Here is a 17,111-nt window from a genome sequence, read left to right on the forward strand (position 1 = left end):
TATGGTTTGACCCAAGCCCTAGTTACCGAAGTTATAGCGCAGGGTAAATCCGGCGTTGATGGTCGTTTGCGGGAAGGCCGTAGAGACCGCAAACTCAGAGAAATTGTGGTCGTAGAAGAAGAGGGCATTGAGGTTCTTGGTAAGCGCATAATCGGCTGTAAACTTCAGGGATAGCAGGTTTTGTCCTGAGGTAATCTGGTTGTTGTCCAGATCCAGGTTCCGGATAATGGTAATGTTGTCCCTGAGGCTCAGGTCGGCCTTCAGGTTGAGATCTCCTTTAAGGCGTTGGCGCTCACCACCGATACGGGTTACAAAGGTTACATCCGGGATACGGTATCCCAGACCAATAGTGTATTCCTTCCCGGTAATTTCCGTAAGCAGGTTGTTGTCAAAGCTCAACGAGAGGGCCCGATCCGTGCGTACCTCAGCGCGAACGCTTAAGGAATTTTGCATCTCAAAATCTACCAAAAGCAGTGGATTGAACGCATCGGCCAGAACCACATTATTGATGATATTTTCAGGCATCAGGTCGCCGGTTTCCGCTTCTATCGGCCGGGTATTCGGGTTGCCGTCATTAACCAGTTGATAGCGCTCCAGGTTGGTCTGGAAACTATTGATCGTATAGGCCGAGCGATACCCGTGGGAAAGCGAGAAACGCTTGAATTTCTTTTTGAACCACTTATTCTTCATAAGCCCGGTATACTTGATGTTCCAGTTGGGAATCGGGATTTCCCGGAAGGCATCCAGGTTTACCCGGTTAACATCCTGCCCGGTGTAGGCGGCAAAGAATGCTGGTAGGAGAACGTCCTGACTGGTTTTACCGTAACGCAGGGGGAAGCCGTCTGCATCCAGGCCTTCGTCGGATCCGCCGCGATCGGCAAGGATACGATTGGCAATTACCAGGCGGTTCTCTTTAAACTTTTCAAAGATGGCCGAGCTCTCCTCATCGCTTCGTGAGAACGCGGTACCCAGCATCATGGTGGAAATGCTGAAATTCCCAAAATTGTTCGGAGCCTGAGGTTCGTAGACCCCATTGTTGATCTCGAAATTCTCCTGCAGGCTTTCCACAAAGGTCCGGTCTGCAATCAGATCAATGGTCAACTCCGGTACCGGCTGCGCCGTTGCCGTTATGTTGAGCACCTTATTGGTACGCCGGATAAATTGCTCGTTGAATTCATTGAAATCGGTAAGCCATCCATTGCGGGCAGCGAGGAAACGCACATCGGCCTGGCTTCCGAATACAAAACCTACCGTTGGACGTGTGGTTCCGATAAATCCGATAGATGGGGTATAACCGGGCAATACTGTTCCGTTATTCTCACTGTAATTCACATTGATCCGCTTCACCATGGTGAGCACGTCGACCAGGGCGGTGCCAAAGCCTTTCTTTTTCCCCTTCGAAGCAGCATCCGGACCACCTTTATCCGAGCGTGGAGCGGCAATCCCTGAGGTGGGTTTACCCGCTTTTTTCCCCAGGCCGAGTTTATCGTAGAACCGCTGCATGGTCAGCGATGCCGTGAGGGTATGTGTATTGGAGTTCTGCACGGTATTGATCGACGGTAACTGCAATTCGGCCTCCGGGATACCCGGGTTCTGTGCCTTGGCCACAGCGAGGTTCAGGGCGTCTCCCCCGCGTTGCCATTCAAAGTTACTCGTGTAGGTATACTGGGCATTGATAAAGTCCAGGATAGGAATCTTGCTGAGCGGAATTTCATAATTCACCGTCATCTGCTGTGCATGGCGATTGGGCTCTCCGATATCGAAAAATCCATCCCAGACATTGCGATCCTCGAGGATCGTCGAAAACGGGTTCCCCAATTCTTCGTAATAGTTCCGGATAATGTTGTTATTGGAACCATTCAGCTGGATCCTCAGGGATTGGGTAAGGGCGTAGTTCAGGTTGTACTGCCAGTTGAACAGATAATTTCGCTGTTGCAGCACCGGCAATTCCAGACGATCCACCCCAGGTTCCAGAACATCGCGGAAGCGCTGCTGGTTAAACTGGCGGTTAATATCGGCTTGCAGGGAAAGACTGGTTGGCAGCAAGTTAAAATTCATGTCCTTGAGCCACTGCAAGTACTTCCCGGTAAAGAGCGAGTCTTTTTTGGCGAAAGGCGCCAGGGGAGCCGGTTTGAAATTGTGGTTGTACAGGAAGCCAGCCTGAACATTCTGGTCCCGTAATGCTGCTATCTCGAAATCCCTGTGGTCGGTTTCGTTGTAGGAATAATTGAAGGTAAAGTTCTCAACGTCAAAGAAATTCTCTTCCGCTTCCTCACCGCGGTTCTTACGGACCCCAATAAAGTTGATACTTGTCCGCTTGGTATAGTCTTCGGCCTGTTCCCTGATTTCTTCAGCCTCCTGAGGCGTATTTGCAGCGTCGATGCGATCCTGGAGATTCAAATCATCGTATACTGGATCAAATTCCGGGGTAATGAGCTGTTCTGAAATTCCGTAGTTAAACGGAATCTGCAGGTTCCATTTCGATGGGAATAATTGCCCCAACTCTACATTGGTAACCACATCGTAGGAAATTGCATCTTCCCGGGCCCGCTCATTAGGCATCTGATCAATAGCCCCGAAGCCGGAAGTACTGGTAGCCCCGGTTGCCGAAACGTTTGCAAAATCGGCCATATTGGCGTCGATAGCCGCTACAGCAGCCCAACCCCCTTTATTGTCGAGTCCTGCCAGGCGCAATTCGTTGAACCAGACCTCCCCGCGCAGTGGAATATTGTCGATGTTCTTGATCCCGATCATAACACTGCGAATACTCCCCAGGGAGGGATTTCCGCGTATTCCAATCCGGATCCGGCCCAGGTCCCTCGGCGCAAATTCGTCGACCACCACAACCTGACCATCCACTACTTCATAAAACGTGATTTCCCCCAGGGACTGATCGGCTATCCCCTGCGACTTGACCCTTTTCAGGTCGTCCAGGGCAACGTCTAATTCATTGACCGCCGGCCAGATTTCCGTATCCGAAGAAGCTCCGAAATCCGTAAACTGCAGGGGCACTTCGATCTGATAGAAGTTCTCAGAAAAGTCGGTACCCAGGCGCAGGAACCCAACCAGGGATTGTCCATCCAGGTATGGATCCGACTCGGCCACTTTTTCGGCGTGCATAAACATCTTGAGCCTTTCGTACTGCCGCATGTCGATGTTTACATTTTTAAAGACCCCCCGACTGTCTTCAGGCTCCAGGTTTTCGACAAGGAAGGAGAGCGATTGCTCATTGGAGCGGACGATAGTATTGTTGTTGTTCAACTGCTCGCGGAATACCCCGGGAGGCAGGACATAAGGAATAGGCAAACGGGCATTGTTTTCCTGGATATTGACGGCGTTTACATCAAGGCTGGTCCCGTCGTCTTCCGGGTTGTCGTTATCGGTCTGTAGGGTCCGGGTATAGGTTCGCCAATCTCCCCGAACCAAATCCAGGGTAGCAAATCGAAGCACTACAGGATCCGAAAAACCGGTCATGTACATCCGCATAAAGCTCACCGAACGGAAATCGGTTATTCCCCCTATCGCATTGGTGAAATCGGAGAGTGGAATTTTGTACTGAATCCAGCGCCGATTGAGCTGCGATCCGTTGGGCAGATCCGGGGTTACCCCCTCCTTGATATCCGTAACATAGCGATCATCCACGGAGATTCCCGGACGGATCGGAATGCGATATTCATAATAGCTGTTTACCGTGTTCATGGTAAGGTCACGGTCAATATCCTCCACATCGGGCAGGGTGGTGTTCCCGCGATCGGTGTTGGTCACCTGCACGGGGGAATTCCCCTGGGCATTGTTGAAATCCAGGTAACGTTCCAGAATATTCCCTTCCCGATTCAGGTAATAGACATAGTTGTCCAGGGCAGGGTCTCCGTCAGGTCCGTTATAACCCTGAGCGGCCTCTTCGGCATCGTCCAGACCGTCGTATCCGATATCTTGTAGGCCACGGTTAGCTTCTATAGCATCAAAGGCGTAAACCAGAGCCTGGGTGGCGGGTACTTTACCCCAAACTGTGGAGGTGGTAAGGTCATTGGAATTCTGACCGGGTAGTCCATTTTCGTATTGCTTACGGCCATCGTCGAGGATATCCTCACTGATATTCCCCAGGTTGATTACCAATTCTCCTGGTCCGGTGGCGTCCCCATCGACAAAGGGGTCCAGCACCCAGAATTGTATAAATTCCACGTTGGCCTGCTCAAAGTTTGTACTGGATAGCGACCGCATGATCCCTCCCCACTTCTCATTGGCCGTTTCGCCTGCAAAGTTTGGGTTGGCATTATAAGGCCCCTTCAGATTGGGATAATACACCATATCGAAGGTATTCTGAACCGTAGTTTGTCCCTGGGCAATGTCTACCTGGGGGAAGATCTCATCGATAAATACGCGGCGGGTGGCATTGGAGGAAATATCATTGTCGCTGATTCCTGCCGGGCGCTGGTTGGTATAAAATATCGGATCGATCGTATACCAGGCCATCTTGGCACGCTCATAACCGGTTTCCAGGTCGTCTTCCCCTTCGTCCAGGAATTCCAGCGGGGTACTGGCCAGGCTCCACCCCAGGGAAGAGCGGATATCGATCAGGGCCTGCGCCCCTTCAAAGTCGTCCAGGTAACTGGTGGTTTCCCCCAGGAAATCTGCATTCTTGGGAGCACCGGGACTCAGAAAAGCTACCTCCCCACGAACCGATACGTTAGAGGGCACATCCGTATCGATGTTGGGTAACATGTTCGCCAGGCGGGTAAGAAACGGGACTTCTGTGGAGAAGTTGGTATTCAGGCCAAAGATGGTATTGTTAACCGGCTCTACCCCGAAGTTTGCTTTCTGGGTAAGCGGTCGTTCGTTCAGGTTTAATAAGGTGGCCCCTACTACGAACTTTTCATTGATCTGGTGTTCCACATTTACACCGGAGAAGCGACGGGTCTGCTGTCCGAAAACCGCATTGTTTTCCACCGAAATATTGATGGGGGTATTGGAATTCTGTAAGCTGGGGTCGAGAATCTGAACCGTACCGGCAGCATAGTTCACCGTGTAATCCACGTTCTCCAGCAGCGTCCTTCCTCCTGCAGTTACCCGTACCGAGCCCTGGGGCGGGTTAAACGCCCCGATCGGAATACCATTGTTGCCTTCAGTCTTGTAACGTCCTTTAATCCGGAAGCGGTTTTTTTCAGCATCCTCCAGGGAAGCGGCCTTAGTCTGGGTATAGAGGTTTCGGAATACGAATTTTTGCTGGTTGGGATTATAGCCTTGATCGTTATCCACGTCATAATTCCCCCCGCCGAGCAATTCAAAAAGGTATTCCCCAAAGGGCTCCACCTTGGTGAAGATGATTTGTCCATTTTGGGGATTCACGGTTATCCCGGGGACGAAGTCAAAAAATCCGTCTCCTCCTGGCTGCACGTCGTTATACACATTGAGGCGGTCCAGGTTAAACACATCGATCAGGATACGCTCTTCCAGGGGTTTCGGGGTGGTAGGCCATCCGTCATTGGGGTCTACTGGAGTAATGTAGTTTCTGGGGGTCGGATCGTTATAAAGGATGTTCAGCCTGAAATCTTCCTCACTCAATTGAAAAGCACCTGTGGCATAGATATTTTTCATCATCAGGTCCCAGATCGGATCCCCGACATTGGTGATATTACTCTTGAGAAGTTTGAGCACCAGGGTATTGTTATTTACCTCAACTTCGACGCCGGGACTTATCGTGGTGGCATCGAGTCCACCATTGGCAAACTCCCCGACCTGGAATACCTCACCGGCAAAAGTGTATTGAAAGGCTACAGCCAGAACTTCGTCCGTACTCAGGCGCTGGTTCAGGGAAATGTACCCCAGTTGTGAATTGAAGGTATAATCCCGATTCTGATCCAGTTTCCGGGCATTTTCCAAAATCGCATAATCAAATCCTTCATTGGCGACATAGCCTCCGGGTATCTGAAATCCATCATTGACCGTCGCAATATCCCGAACGGCATCGGTGAGCACCCCGCCATTGCCAATCAGGGCAGGATCGTAGTCGTTGGCGGCATTTCGGGGTAGCAGGGGGTTTGAGGCTGCTGTATTGAAAAACCCACCAGGCGCTCCTCCATTCTGCCCAATACGGGTTTGCTCCAGAACGGCTTCCCCCAAATCCTGGATTCCCACAACATTCCGGACGTTGGTGGTTTGCTGGCTTCGGTTCGTTACCCAGACCTCCAAACGAGTTATCTGGACCTGGCTGCGGATATAGGGGTAGTCGGCAAGAGCATCGTCGTACTGGTCCCGGAAAAATTGCGCGAGGAAAAAGTGCCGGTCCTCATCGTAATCGATCGGGGTAAGCTCAAAATCCTCAACGGTGCCTCCACCTTGAGCCACAACAGTGTTGTTTTGAGAACGCTGTTCAGAGAATACAGCGGTAACCGTAGTTCGGCCGAACTGCAACTGGGTTTTCACCCCGAAAAGGCTCTGTGCCCCGGTAATCAGGGAGCTGTTCAGGGGCATGTTTACATTACCCACCTCGATCTTGCGAATGATATCGTCTTCAGTAGGCGTGTAATCCAGCTTAATCAGGTTCTGGAAATCAAAGGTAGCCTCGGTGTCGTATTGGGCAGTAACTTGCAGGCGTTCTCCTACCTGCCCCAACATACTCAGGGAGATTCGTTGATCGAAATCAAAGGCCAGGTTGGTCCGGTTACGCGGGGAAAGGGCCGGGTTGTCGTTCTTCTGCCAAATAATTCCAAGGTCCATGGCCACCGAACCCTGGGGGATTACCTCAATGGTATTTCCTCCAAAGATGGATTCGAAGAAGCCGCTATTGACATAGAAGTTCGGGAGCAGGTTTTTACGCGCTTCCTCACTTCCCGCTTTTTGGCCGGTAAATGCGTCAATTTTTTCCTTGAAATAGGACTTCATTCCGGATTTACGCACCATTTCGTAGTACTGATCCGGGGTTAAAATAATGGGATAAGAGATGTCGTAATCGCCGACCTTTTCGGAATAGATGTAGCGGTCGAGCTCAGGGTCGTAGGTGTACCTGGAGACTATGCTCTCCGGGTTTTCCAGTCGAATCCGGCCTAGCGCAACTCCGGTTTGTACGGAATCTGTCGTTGGAATAGTATCCTGGGAATAGCCTGCCCCCAGGCCCCCCAGCAATGAAACGATCAGAAAAACAAACGGTCGGCAGTCGCGAAAATAGAATGCTGACGCCCCTTTTTTCAAATTGGTTATAAGTTTTTAAGCGCGTGTTTGAGTATGCCCTCTACGCTTAGCGAAGGATCCTGGGCGACCACCGCGTCTACCACCTTTTCGGACTGCTTTCGGGCGAAGCCAAGAACCTCTAAAGCAGATAACGCTTCATCCTTAGTTGTATTGTCTGTTCGAGGGGAAACTTCCTCCAGATCATAAACTTTCAAAACCTTGTCCTTAAGGTCCAGGATCACACGTTGCGCTGTCTTGGCACCTATTCCCTTGACAGCCTGTATACTGGGGACGTCGCCCGAGGCAATAGCATCCCGAATTTGGGCCGGGGTCATGGAAGATAACATGGTACGCGCAGTAGAGGCACCTACCCCGGAAACCGAAAGTAAGAGGCGAAAAATCTCTCGCTCTCCCGGGGTGTAAAATCCGAATAGGGTGTGTGCGTCTTCCCGTACCTGGAGATGTGTGTAAATTTTGAGGGCTTCCTGGTCGGGGATGGCAGCATACGTATTCAGGGAAATATTCACGAAGTAGCCTACCCCGCCGCATTCAATAACAATGTGGGTTGGGTTCTTTTCAATGAGCCTGCCGCTGAGGTGTTCGATCATGGTATTTAGGTAGTACTTTGCTTGGCTTTACGGCGTTTTTCGCGTTCCTGGGCATCGATTACAGCCACCGCCGTCATATTCACAATTTCCTCTACGCTTGCGCCCATAGGGACGATGTGCACCGAACGCCGCAGCCCCAGAATAATTGGACCAATGATATCCGAAGCGTGTAGTTCCTTAATGAGTTTATAGGTGATGTTGGCCGAATCCAGGTTGGGGAAAATGAGGGTATTGACCTTTTGACCGTTGAGCTTGGAAAAGGGGAATTGACGTTGCCGGAGTTTGCGGTTCAGAGCAAAATCGGTCTGGATTTCCCCGTCTACGAGCAATTCGGGATTTTCCTTATGGAGGATTTCTATTGCTTTCCGCATCTTTCGCGCGCCAGGGTGGGAAGAAGAACCGTAGTTCGCATAAGACAAGAGCGCCATAATCGGTTCAAATCCGAACGCATTGGCAAGATTGGCCGTCATCCGTGTGATCTCCACGAGCTCCTCCGCCGTCGGATCGATATTCAGGGAAGTATCGGCAAGAAACAACGGGCCCAGGGAGGTAATCATAATATGGACCGTAGCCGCTTTGGACACCCCAGAGGCCCGTCCAACGACTTCGAAAATCGGTTTTACCACCGAGCTATACGCCCGGGAATACCCGGATATCATTCCATCGGCATCCCCTTCCATGACCATCATGGCTCCGAAGTAATTCCGGTCCCGCATCAGGCTCTGGGCGCTGTACATATTAGCCCCTTTACGTTGGCGCTGTTCCCAGTAGTTCCGGGCGTACTTCTCGCGCTTTTCCAGGGATCCCTCTTCGAACTGGTCAATGATTTCGACATCGGCGTCGAACTCCAGTTCCTGCATCAGGCCTTCAATGGTGGGGCGATTCCCTAGCAGCACCGGTGTCGCGATACCTTCTTCATAGGCGATCTGAGCAGCCTTCAGGACATCGAGCTGGTCGGCCTCGGCAAAGACAATTTTCTTGGGTGCCGCCTTAGCCCGGCTCATGAGCAGCCTGATTACTTTCTTATCGTCCCCGGAGCGCTGCAGCAGTTCGTCGCGATAGCGGTCCCAATCCTGTATCGGGGCTCGGGCAACACCGCTTTCCATAGCGGCCTTGGCCACTGCGGGCGGAATTTCCGCAATAAGCCGCGGATCAAAAGGTTTGGGAATGATGTATTCTTCGCCAAAGGTGAGGCGCATTTCCCCGTAGGCGATATTGACCTGTTCAGGGACAGGCTGCTTGGCCAATTGTGCCAGCGCAAGGACGGCGGCCATCTTCATTTCTTCATTGATCTTGGTGGCGCGAACATCCAGTGCACCTCGAAATATAAAGGGGAATCCCAGTACATTGTTTACCTGGTTGGGATGATCGGAGCGGCCCGTAGCCATAATGATGTCCTCCCGTGTTGCCATGGCGGTATCGTAGGCGATTTCGGGATCCGGGTTGGCCATCGCAAAAACGATGGGCTTGTCGGCCATACTCAGGAGCATCTCCGGGGAAACGATATCCGCTATGGAGAGGCCAATAAAGACATCGGCATCCTTCATGGCTTCCTCCAGGGTATCGATTTTCCGATCGGTGGCAAACTCCCTTTTCTCGTCCGTGAGGGTTTCTCGGTCGCTGCGAATAACACCTTTGCTGTCGAGCATTACCAGGTTTTCGGGTTTTGCACCAAAGGCGCGGTACAAGCGGCTGCAGGATATGGCCGCTGCGCCGGCTCCGCTAATGACGATCCGGACGTCTTCTATTTTTTTACCGCACAATTCCAGGGCATTTAACAGGGCTGCTGCAGAAATTATCGCCGTCCCGTGCTGGTCGTCGTGCATCACCGGGATATCCAGTTCCTCTTTGAGCCGTCTTTCGATTTCGAAGGCTTCTGGTGCTTTGATATCCTCCAGGTTAATTCCACCGAAAGTAGGCGCAAGGATCTTTACGGTCTCCACAAACTTATCGACGTCCTTGGTATCCAGTTCAATATCGAAGGCATCGATATCTGCAAATATCTTGAAGAGCAATGCCTTTCCTTCCATGACCGGCTTGGATGCCTCGGGACCGATATCACCCAGTCCTAGCACCGCCGTACCATTGGAAATGACGGCAACGATATTCCCCTTTGAAGTGTACTTGTAGACCGTTTCCTTGTCCCTTTTGATTTCCAGGCAGGGTTCGGCTACCCCGGGCGAGTAAGCCAGGGCGAGATCCCGCTGGGTGGAATAGGGTTTGGTGGGCACTACCTTAATTTTCCCGGGACGGGGTTTAGCGTGGTAAACCAGCGCTTCGCGCCTTTTCTTTTCCTTGCTCATGCGGTTGGATTAGTAATACAAAAGTAAGGGATTGGATGGGATTGAAATAGTTATTTCAGGGGGAATGGAAATTGGGGATGATCCAGTATTCCGGCAAATAGTGGATTCGCCCGAATCCGAGCAGCAGGCCCCATGCCAAGCTCTTTCGCCTTTTGCAAAGCATTGATGGCCTCGTTGGGAGCATCTTGAAGCATCCTGGCCTCTGCCAGTCGTATCCACGAATATCCGCTATCCGGAAAAAAGAGTGTTAGCAGCTCACTACAATAAGCATAAGCTTTCGCCAGTCCAGGCACCTTCCAGGGATCAGAGGTCTCCACGATCATGGCAAATAGCCTGTTCTCCAATCGCGCAGCCATATTCACCAGATATGGATCTCCGGATTCTTTGTAGCGCTGACGGAGCTGCTCGCGTTGTTTTTTCCACCATTTGGCATCTGGATTTGCTTTATCCGATTTGCGCGCATTTTGAAACTTTTCGCGGTAGGTAGCCCATATGGATTCCTCAATTTCGGTAACCTTCTCCCAAGTGCGCTGTTGCTTTATGTATTCCGTACTTGTCGCCAAGCTGTGTGTGCGACGCGCCAGATCCTCGGGCAGGCGAGCCGCAGGGTAGTCGGCCTGAACGCCTCTCAGGGTCCTGACCGCTCCCAGGTAATCATTGGCCGCCTCGAGGCTGTCGGCAAGGCTCAACTCCCGGTCGAGAGCGGCCTGCCGTTGCGTTGCCATAGCCGGGTCGGCCGAGGCATCCGTGGCATGTTTCAGGTAGCGCATGGCCCTGAGGATAGCATCCTGCGGCGGCCAGCGATGGCGCCCGTCGAAAAAGAACAATCGGTTCGGGACGGAAATCGAGTTTAACCAACCCTCGGCCTGAAGCAGTTCCTGATAATTCATGTCCTTGTTCCCCACAATTCCGGCCCAAACAAAATTGGCTCCCGGTGCGGGAAAATGACCGGTGTTCTGAGAAAAGGATGCCCCACAACCAATGACTCCACGAATACTCCCACTCAATACAGCGATTGCCCCGGCCAGCCGGGCGCCACCACTAAAACCAGCGGTATATATGTTCTCATTATCGAGGGGATATTTCCGGAAAGTCTCGTCGATCAGGCGCTGGGCAACTTCAAAATTCAGTTGATACGAACCATTGCGGCTCCCATAAGAGCAAAAAACAGCCCAACCATTTTCAGCGGCGGCCGCAGCAAACACCGCCACCCCAAGCCTGCCGCGGGCAGCCGGGTCAAAGACGTACAAAACGGGATAACCTTCAGGTCCTGGTGCCTGCTCGGGAAGGTAGAAGGCATAGCTTTCTGCCGGGTGCCCGGGAAGCGAAATACTATCGTTTATAACGCCCCGTCCAGGGTCCGTATTCGTTTGACTTAAGACGCTAGTAGAACCAGCACATAGAAGTACCAGGGAAACCCAGTATTTCCACTGCCGTACTATGACTCAGGATTTTTGTCTTTGAAGACGATGGCTTTCTGAAATTTCAATCGCAATGCCAGGACAGCGGCAATGGCAAAGAACGTTGCTGCAAATAGCATGGCATTCACCGCATTTCCTCCCAGGAAGGTCGAAAAAATAGGACCGAAGGTTACCGTTTCAATACCCATAGGGATCACAATCATCATGTTGAGAATTCCCATATAGACCCCCCGACGTTCTTGAGGAACCACCTTGGAGACCATACTATACGGGATCCCCATCATCGCAGCCCAGCCTATTCCGAATAGTACCATAGGAACCAAAACCATTACAGGATCCGTGATATAGGGTATTGCGAATATCGCTGCTGCCGTACCGAACAAGCTGAGCGCATATACTTTTTTGCCGCCAAAACGCATGGTGAGCGGCACTAGAATTAAAGCTACAACCGCAGTTACGATATTGTAAGTTGTACTCATTTTAGCGGCCTGTGCTGCCGCCTGAGAGGTATCATATCCCATTGTAGTCCGGAATAATGGGGTAATGAATTGCCAATAAATAAACAGGGCATACCACTGGAAGAAATAAACTATCGATAAGCTCCACATAAATTTGGGCATCTTCTTTACGGCTTCTGCGATTTCGATGAACGGGATCTTCAGCCGCTCCCCAAAAGGCAAAGCCTTATGCCGGTTTATTTCGGCCAGTTCTTCCTCCGAAGGCGGTATCTCAGGAGTCTTGGAAACCGACCACAATATGGTTGCCAGAGAAAGGAATGATCCAATAAAGAAGGAGTAGTACAGCCATTTTGGAACCTCTCCCGTAATTTCCTCTCCCCCTCCAAACCAATCCTGGAACAGGAAAATTGAGGCATTGGCCATCAGGATACCGGCACCTACAAAAAGACTCTGCATCTGGTAACCGAGGTTCATTTGCTGATCGGGTAATTTGTCCCCGACGAAGGCGCGGTACGGTTCCATAGCCATGTTATTTCCAACATCCAAAATCCATAAGAGACCCACGGCGAACCAAAGGGCCGGGCTTAGCGGAAACAGGAAAAGACAGATACTCCCCAGAATGGCACCGATCAGGAAGAACGGTTTACGACGCCCCCAGCGAGGCGACCAGGTTCGATCCGATACGGCTCCGATAATGGGTTGTACGATCAACCCGGTAATGGGTCCGGCGATATTCAGGATAGGGAGGATTTCCTCAGAGGCTCCCAAAAACAGGAAGATGGGATTGATTGCACTCTGCTGGAGACCGAAACTGTACTGGATACCCAAAAATCCAACATTCATGTTGAAGATTTGCCAGAAACTAAGGCGCGGCTTTGGAATGGTCATAGTCTGAATTGGTTATGGAAAGCAGGCAAAGCACCCGCTTGTTCGCTTGGTTTGAACCTTAAATATAGTAACTTATAGGTCTTTAGCAGGAGGAAGCCTTAGAAATTAGGCCAAACTCCCTCAAGTGCCCGGTTCCAGAAATTGAATGTTCCGTTGCAGACCGGAAAATTTCGTGCGTTTTACCGCTGATTTTGGAAAGACCTGTCGAAAGACTTCTTCGGTAAGTTCCTGCCAATCCTCCCTGCGCATCCCCTTCAACGCTTCAGATGGCTGGAATCGCGGTTCCCCGTGCGGTTTTGAAAAACGATTCCAGGGACAAACATCCTGGCAAACATCACACCCAAATATCCAATCGTCCCAGGCTCCGCTCATCTCCGGGGGAATCTCATTTTTCAGCTCAATAGTATAATAAGAAATGCATTTGCTGCCATCGACCACATAAGGGGCCACAATGGCTTGTGTCGGGCAGGCATCCAGGCAGGCCGTGCAACTACCGCAATGATCGGTAACCGGACTATCCTCGGGCAACTCCAGATCGAGTATGAGTTCGGCGATAAAATAAAAGGACCCTACCTGCTGGGTCAGGAGATTGCTGTGTTTGCCAATCCAACCCAGGCCACTGCGGGCTGCCCAGGCCTTATCGAGCACAGGTGCAGAATCCACAAAAATGCGCCCGCCCACTTCTCCAATTTCCTCCTGGATAATGACCATTAACTCCCTTAGCTTATCCTTGATCACCTTATGGTAGTCTTCCCCGTAGGCGTATTTGGAGATTTTATAACCCTCCGCCGAAAGTTCTTCCGATGGGTAGTAATTGTACAGTAGCGAAATTACTGACTGGGCGCCCGGGACCAGTTTTCGCGGGTCCAGGCGTTTGTCGAAATGGTTTTCCATATACGCCATTTCACCGTGCATCCCATGCTTGAGCCATTGTTCCAGGCGGGGGGCCTCCTCCTCGAGAAAATCGGCGCGGGAGATACCGCAAGACAAAAAGCCCAGGCGTTTTGCCTCGGCTTTTATCAATACTGCATATTTACCGCCATTGCTCACATTGGGAAGGTAGGCGGAATTCCCAGTTTATCCAAGTACCCGAAATTTCTGTAAGGAATTTGGAGCTTGGAATTTGGGATTTGGGATTTACAATTTACATCGAAGCGGTAGGCGGCTGAAAACCCGGGACTACATTCTCGATGGGTTTGAGGGATTTGAGGTAGGTGAAAATGGCTTCGACATCGTCGTCATTTAAGAAACGATACGCTTCAACCGGCATAGGTGGCATGATCGGACGGCTTTCATCGATACCCTTGAATTTCCCCTCGCGCAATGCTTTGGAAAACTGATCCAGGTCCCAGGTCCCGATCCCGGTAGCATCCGGGGTCAAATTCCCGGCATAGGAAGTCCCCCAGGGGCCAACCGCTGCCATCAAGTCTCCGGTAAATAGCACCCAGGGGCCTATAGGAACATTGTCCGGTACCGGAGGTAAAGACTGTGTACCATCAAATCCCATCATGTACTTGTCCATATCCAATACAGGTCCGCGTTCGGACATTTTCTTTGGGGTATGGCAATCGGCACAACCCATGATATTCACGAGGTATTCCCCCCTGGCTGCAAAATCCTCTTCCGAAGTTGGCTCAGCAATGTCTTCAACAACCGCCATGGTTCCATCGGGCGCACTGTCTTTAGTATCTGATTCTTTGCAGGCATCAATGGCTATTAAAGTTGGAATTAGTAGCCACAAAGCTTGTTTTGCGGAAAGTCTTGTGAGTTTCATTTGTAGTTGGTTATAAATTGTTCCTTCTAATCTAATCAAAATCAATAGACTACAGCTGAATGCTTGTATGGTTCGCCCAACAAACTGTACAACAAACAATTTCTATCTCCCGATTGGTCAGGATCTCTTCTCGAGTCGTACCCGTGCATTGGCCGGCTTGAGCGTGATCAAGGGCTTAATCTGTATTTCTCCGGAACCCGGAAAGAGCTGGTATTTGCCGAGGAGTTGTTGCAGTACCAGGGTCATTTCCATCATCGCAAAGTAAGCACCAATGCATTTGCGGGGTCCCGCTCCGAAAGGATAGAAATGCGGAGGTGCCTTCCCGGCTTCGGGCGCAAAGCGCTCCGGGCGGAAGGTGTCGGGATCTTCCCAAAAATCGGGGTGTCGGTGAATCTCATAGACTGAAAACAGCAGATCGGTTTGCTCGGGGATGTCAAAGCCCTGGGCGGTGTCGGCAGTGAGATTCTTGCGATCGATAAAATAGGCCGGTGGATAGAGCCGCATGGACTCGAGCAATACCTGTTCGGTAATGGATCCGGGACCCGGGTTGCGTCCTGCTTCGGATCGGATAGCCTCCTGCCAGGCTGGGTTTTCCGCCAGTAATTGGGCGGTAAAACTCAGGGCATTGGCTGTTGTCTCGTGCCCGGCTACAAAAAGGACCAGGATCTCATCGATCAACTGCTCTTCCTCGATGGCGCCCCCGTCTTCGTACCGTGCCTGCAGCAACATATCGAGCAGGTCCCCGTGATCTGAAGTTTCGGCCTGTCGCCTTCGGATAATCTCGCGCAGTACTTCACGGGACCGCTGGGTTTGATTTAACTGACGCCGGATTACCCCAAAGTTTTCAAAATACCATTGCAAATAAGGTTGCCTGAGCTGACGAACCAACATCTGTTGATTAGACTCGGTGCTTTCGCGCAACGCCTCAATTTCCGCCTCCCCGACTGCTCCACTGAACAGGGCCTCCACCACCACGCGGAAGGCCAACTTGCCGAATAAAGGATATACATCTACCTGACCTGCCTCCGGGAGATCCACTAATTCGCGGGCAATCGTGCTTGAAACAGTCTGGTAGAGTTTGTCGAGCTGTTTTTTGTGGAAACCCGGTTGGATCAATTTGCGCTGGCGGCGCCAAAGTTCTCCTTCAGAGGTGAGTAAGCCCTTGCCGAGATACCGGGCAACATCCTGGGTTTGAATACTCGTCTTGGTAAAGTTTTTCCAATTCTTTTGCAGGGCATATTCCAGCAAGATGGGATCCCTGGAAAAAATAACCGAGCGCTTGATCCCGACCTGTAAGCGGAATGAGTCGCCCAATTTTTCAAAGTTGTTTCGGTGGAACGGGAGCGGATTCTTCAGGATTTCAAGGGAGTGTTTCAGAAAGCGAAACAAGCCCACCCTGGGGAACGACCGGTTTGAATCTGCGGTAGCCAAAACTAGAATAAGCCAGGTTGATCTCCTCCGTGAAGCCTGCCCAGATGCTTATAGGCTAGCTCAGTAACCTCACGCCCCCTCGGGGTCCGCATGATAAATCCCTGTTGAATCAGGAAGGGTTCGTAAACCTCTTCAATAGTTTCTGCATTCTCGGATACTGCGGTTGCCAGGGTAGTCAGACCAACAGGTCCCCCTTTAAATTTATCGATAATGGTGGCGAGGATCTTGTTGTCCATCTCATCGAGCCCATGGGCATCTACGTTGAGTGCCTTCAAGCCAAATCGCGCGATGTTCATATCTATATTGCCATCTCCCTTGATCTGCGCAAAATCACGGACCCGGCGCAGCAAGGCATTGCTGATACGAGGCGTCCCCCGACTTCGGCCTGCAATCTCAATGGCAGCCTCCTCCGAGATCGGCACACGTAAAATATCTGCCGAACGCTGGACTATGGTTGAGAGCAACTCGGTATCGTAATACTGGAGCCGGCTGGAAATCCCGAATCGCGCACGCATGGGTGCTGTAAGTAATCCGGAACGGGTAGTAGCCCCTACCAGGGTAAAAGGTTCCAGGTGAATCTGAACTGAACGGGCATTGGGTCCGGATTCGATCATGATATCTATCTTATAATCCTCCATGGCCGAATAGAGATACTCCTCTACCACAGGGCTCAGTCTGTGAATCTCATCGATAAAGAGTACATCCCGGGGTTCCAGGTTGGTCAGCAGGCCCGCCAGGTCTCCCGGCTTGTCGAGGACGGGACCGGAACTCACCTTGAGACCAACACCAAGTTCATTGGCGAGGATGTGGGCGAGGGTTGTCTTCCCAAGCCCCGGGGGGCCGTGCAAAAGCGTATGGTCCAACGCTTCCTTTCTCAAGTTCGCAGCTTGCACAAATATCTTGAGGTTTTCCAGAACCTGTTGCTGTCCGGTAAAGTCCTCAAAGGATATTGGGCGCAACGCCCTTTCGATATCTATTTCCTCTGGGGAAAGGCCTTCTGCGGACGGATCGAGATATTCATTCATGGTAAACAAAGATAGCAAAAAGGCAGCGCGACTTTT

General features: G+C 51.3%; 9 protein-coding genes. All 9 read right to left on the reverse strand.

Translation table 11 applies throughout. The features are described from left to right. Positions 1–18 precede the first annotated feature (18 nt). The 9 genes from sov to ruvB all read right to left on the reverse strand — a co-directional run bounded on the left by sov (position 19) and on the right by ruvB (position 17,075). Positions 19–7,188, reverse strand: a complete 7,170-nt coding sequence (gene sov, locus BM318_RS03120; RefSeq protein ID WP_092980602.1) for a T9SS outer membrane translocon Sov/SprA — start codon at positions 7,186–7,188, stop codon at positions 19–21. 5 nt (positions 7,189–7,193) lie between these two features. Further along, positions 7,194–7,775 carry a Holliday junction branch migration protein RuvA gene (gene ruvA, locus BM318_RS03125; protein WP_092980603.1) on the reverse strand — a complete coding sequence of 194 codons (582 nt, stop codon included), beginning with the start codon at positions 7,773–7,775 and terminating at the stop codon, positions 7,194–7,196. Positions 7,776–7,780: 5 nt separating this feature from the next. Further along, entirely contained in the window at positions 7,781–10,078 is a 2,298-nt protein-coding gene (locus tag BM318_RS03130) for an NADP-dependent malic enzyme (protein WP_092980604.1), read from the reverse strand. 50 nt (positions 10,079–10,128) lie between these two features. After that, positions 10,129–11,328 (reverse strand): alpha/beta hydrolase, encoded by a 1,200-nt coding sequence (locus tag BM318_RS03135; RefSeq protein ID WP_143099903.1) that lies wholly within the window; start codon positions 11,326–11,328, stop codon positions 10,129–10,131. A gap of 188 nt (positions 11,329–11,516) precedes the next feature. Next, positions 11,517–12,845: an MFS transporter gene (locus BM318_RS03140; RefSeq protein WP_092980607.1), complete on the reverse strand. Its 1,329-nt coding sequence runs from the start codon at positions 12,843–12,845 to the stop codon at positions 11,517–11,519. Positions 12,846–12,965: 120 nt separating this feature from the next. Continuing rightward, entirely contained in the window at positions 12,966–13,868 is a 903-nt protein-coding gene (queG, locus tag BM318_RS03145; RefSeq protein WP_394333323.1) for a tRNA epoxyqueuosine(34) reductase QueG, read from the reverse strand. Positions 13,869–13,989: 121 nt separating this feature from the next. After that, positions 13,990–14,619 (reverse strand): c-type cytochrome, encoded by a 630-nt coding sequence (locus BM318_RS03150; RefSeq protein WP_092980610.1) that lies wholly within the window; start codon positions 14,617–14,619, stop codon positions 13,990–13,992. A 117-nt stretch (positions 14,620–14,736) separates the two neighbouring features. Continuing rightward, a complete protein-coding gene (locus tag BM318_RS03155; protein WP_177218246.1) occupies positions 14,737–16,050 on the reverse strand; it encodes a cytochrome P450 in 1,314 nt (437 codons plus the stop codon). A 2-nt stretch (positions 16,051–16,052) separates the two neighbouring features. Then, on the reverse strand, positions 16,053–17,075 hold the full coding sequence (gene ruvB, locus BM318_RS03160; protein ID WP_092980613.1) for a Holliday junction branch migration DNA helicase RuvB: 1,023 nt from the start codon (positions 17,073–17,075) through the stop codon (positions 16,053–16,055). Between the last annotated feature and the right edge of the window lie 36 nt (positions 17,076–17,111).

Source organism: Robiginitalea myxolifaciens (assembly GCF_900115205.1).
In the GTDB taxonomy this organism is placed as follows: Bacteria; Bacteroidota; Bacteroidia; order Flavobacteriales; family Flavobacteriaceae; genus Robiginitalea; species Robiginitalea myxolifaciens.

Coding starts and splice junctions, on each gene's coding strand:
- ruvB (WP_092980613.1), bottom strand. CDS start 17,075: ATGAATGAATATCTCGATCCGTCCGCAGAAGGCCTTTCCCCAGAGGAA.
- BM318_RS03130 (WP_092980604.1), bottom strand. CDS start 10,078: ATGAGCAAGGAAAAGAAAAGGCGCGAAGCGCTGGTTTACCACGCTAAA.
- ruvA (WP_092980603.1), bottom strand. CDS start 7,775: ATGATCGAACACCTCAGCGGCAGGCTCATTGAAAAGAACCCAACCCAC.
- BM318_RS03150 (WP_092980610.1), bottom strand. CDS start 14,619: ATGAAACTCACAAGACTTTCCGCAAAACAAGCTTTGTGGCTACTAATT.
- BM318_RS03140 (WP_092980607.1), bottom strand. CDS start 12,845: ATGACCATTCCAAAGCCGCGCCTTAGTTTCTGGCAAATCTTCAACATG.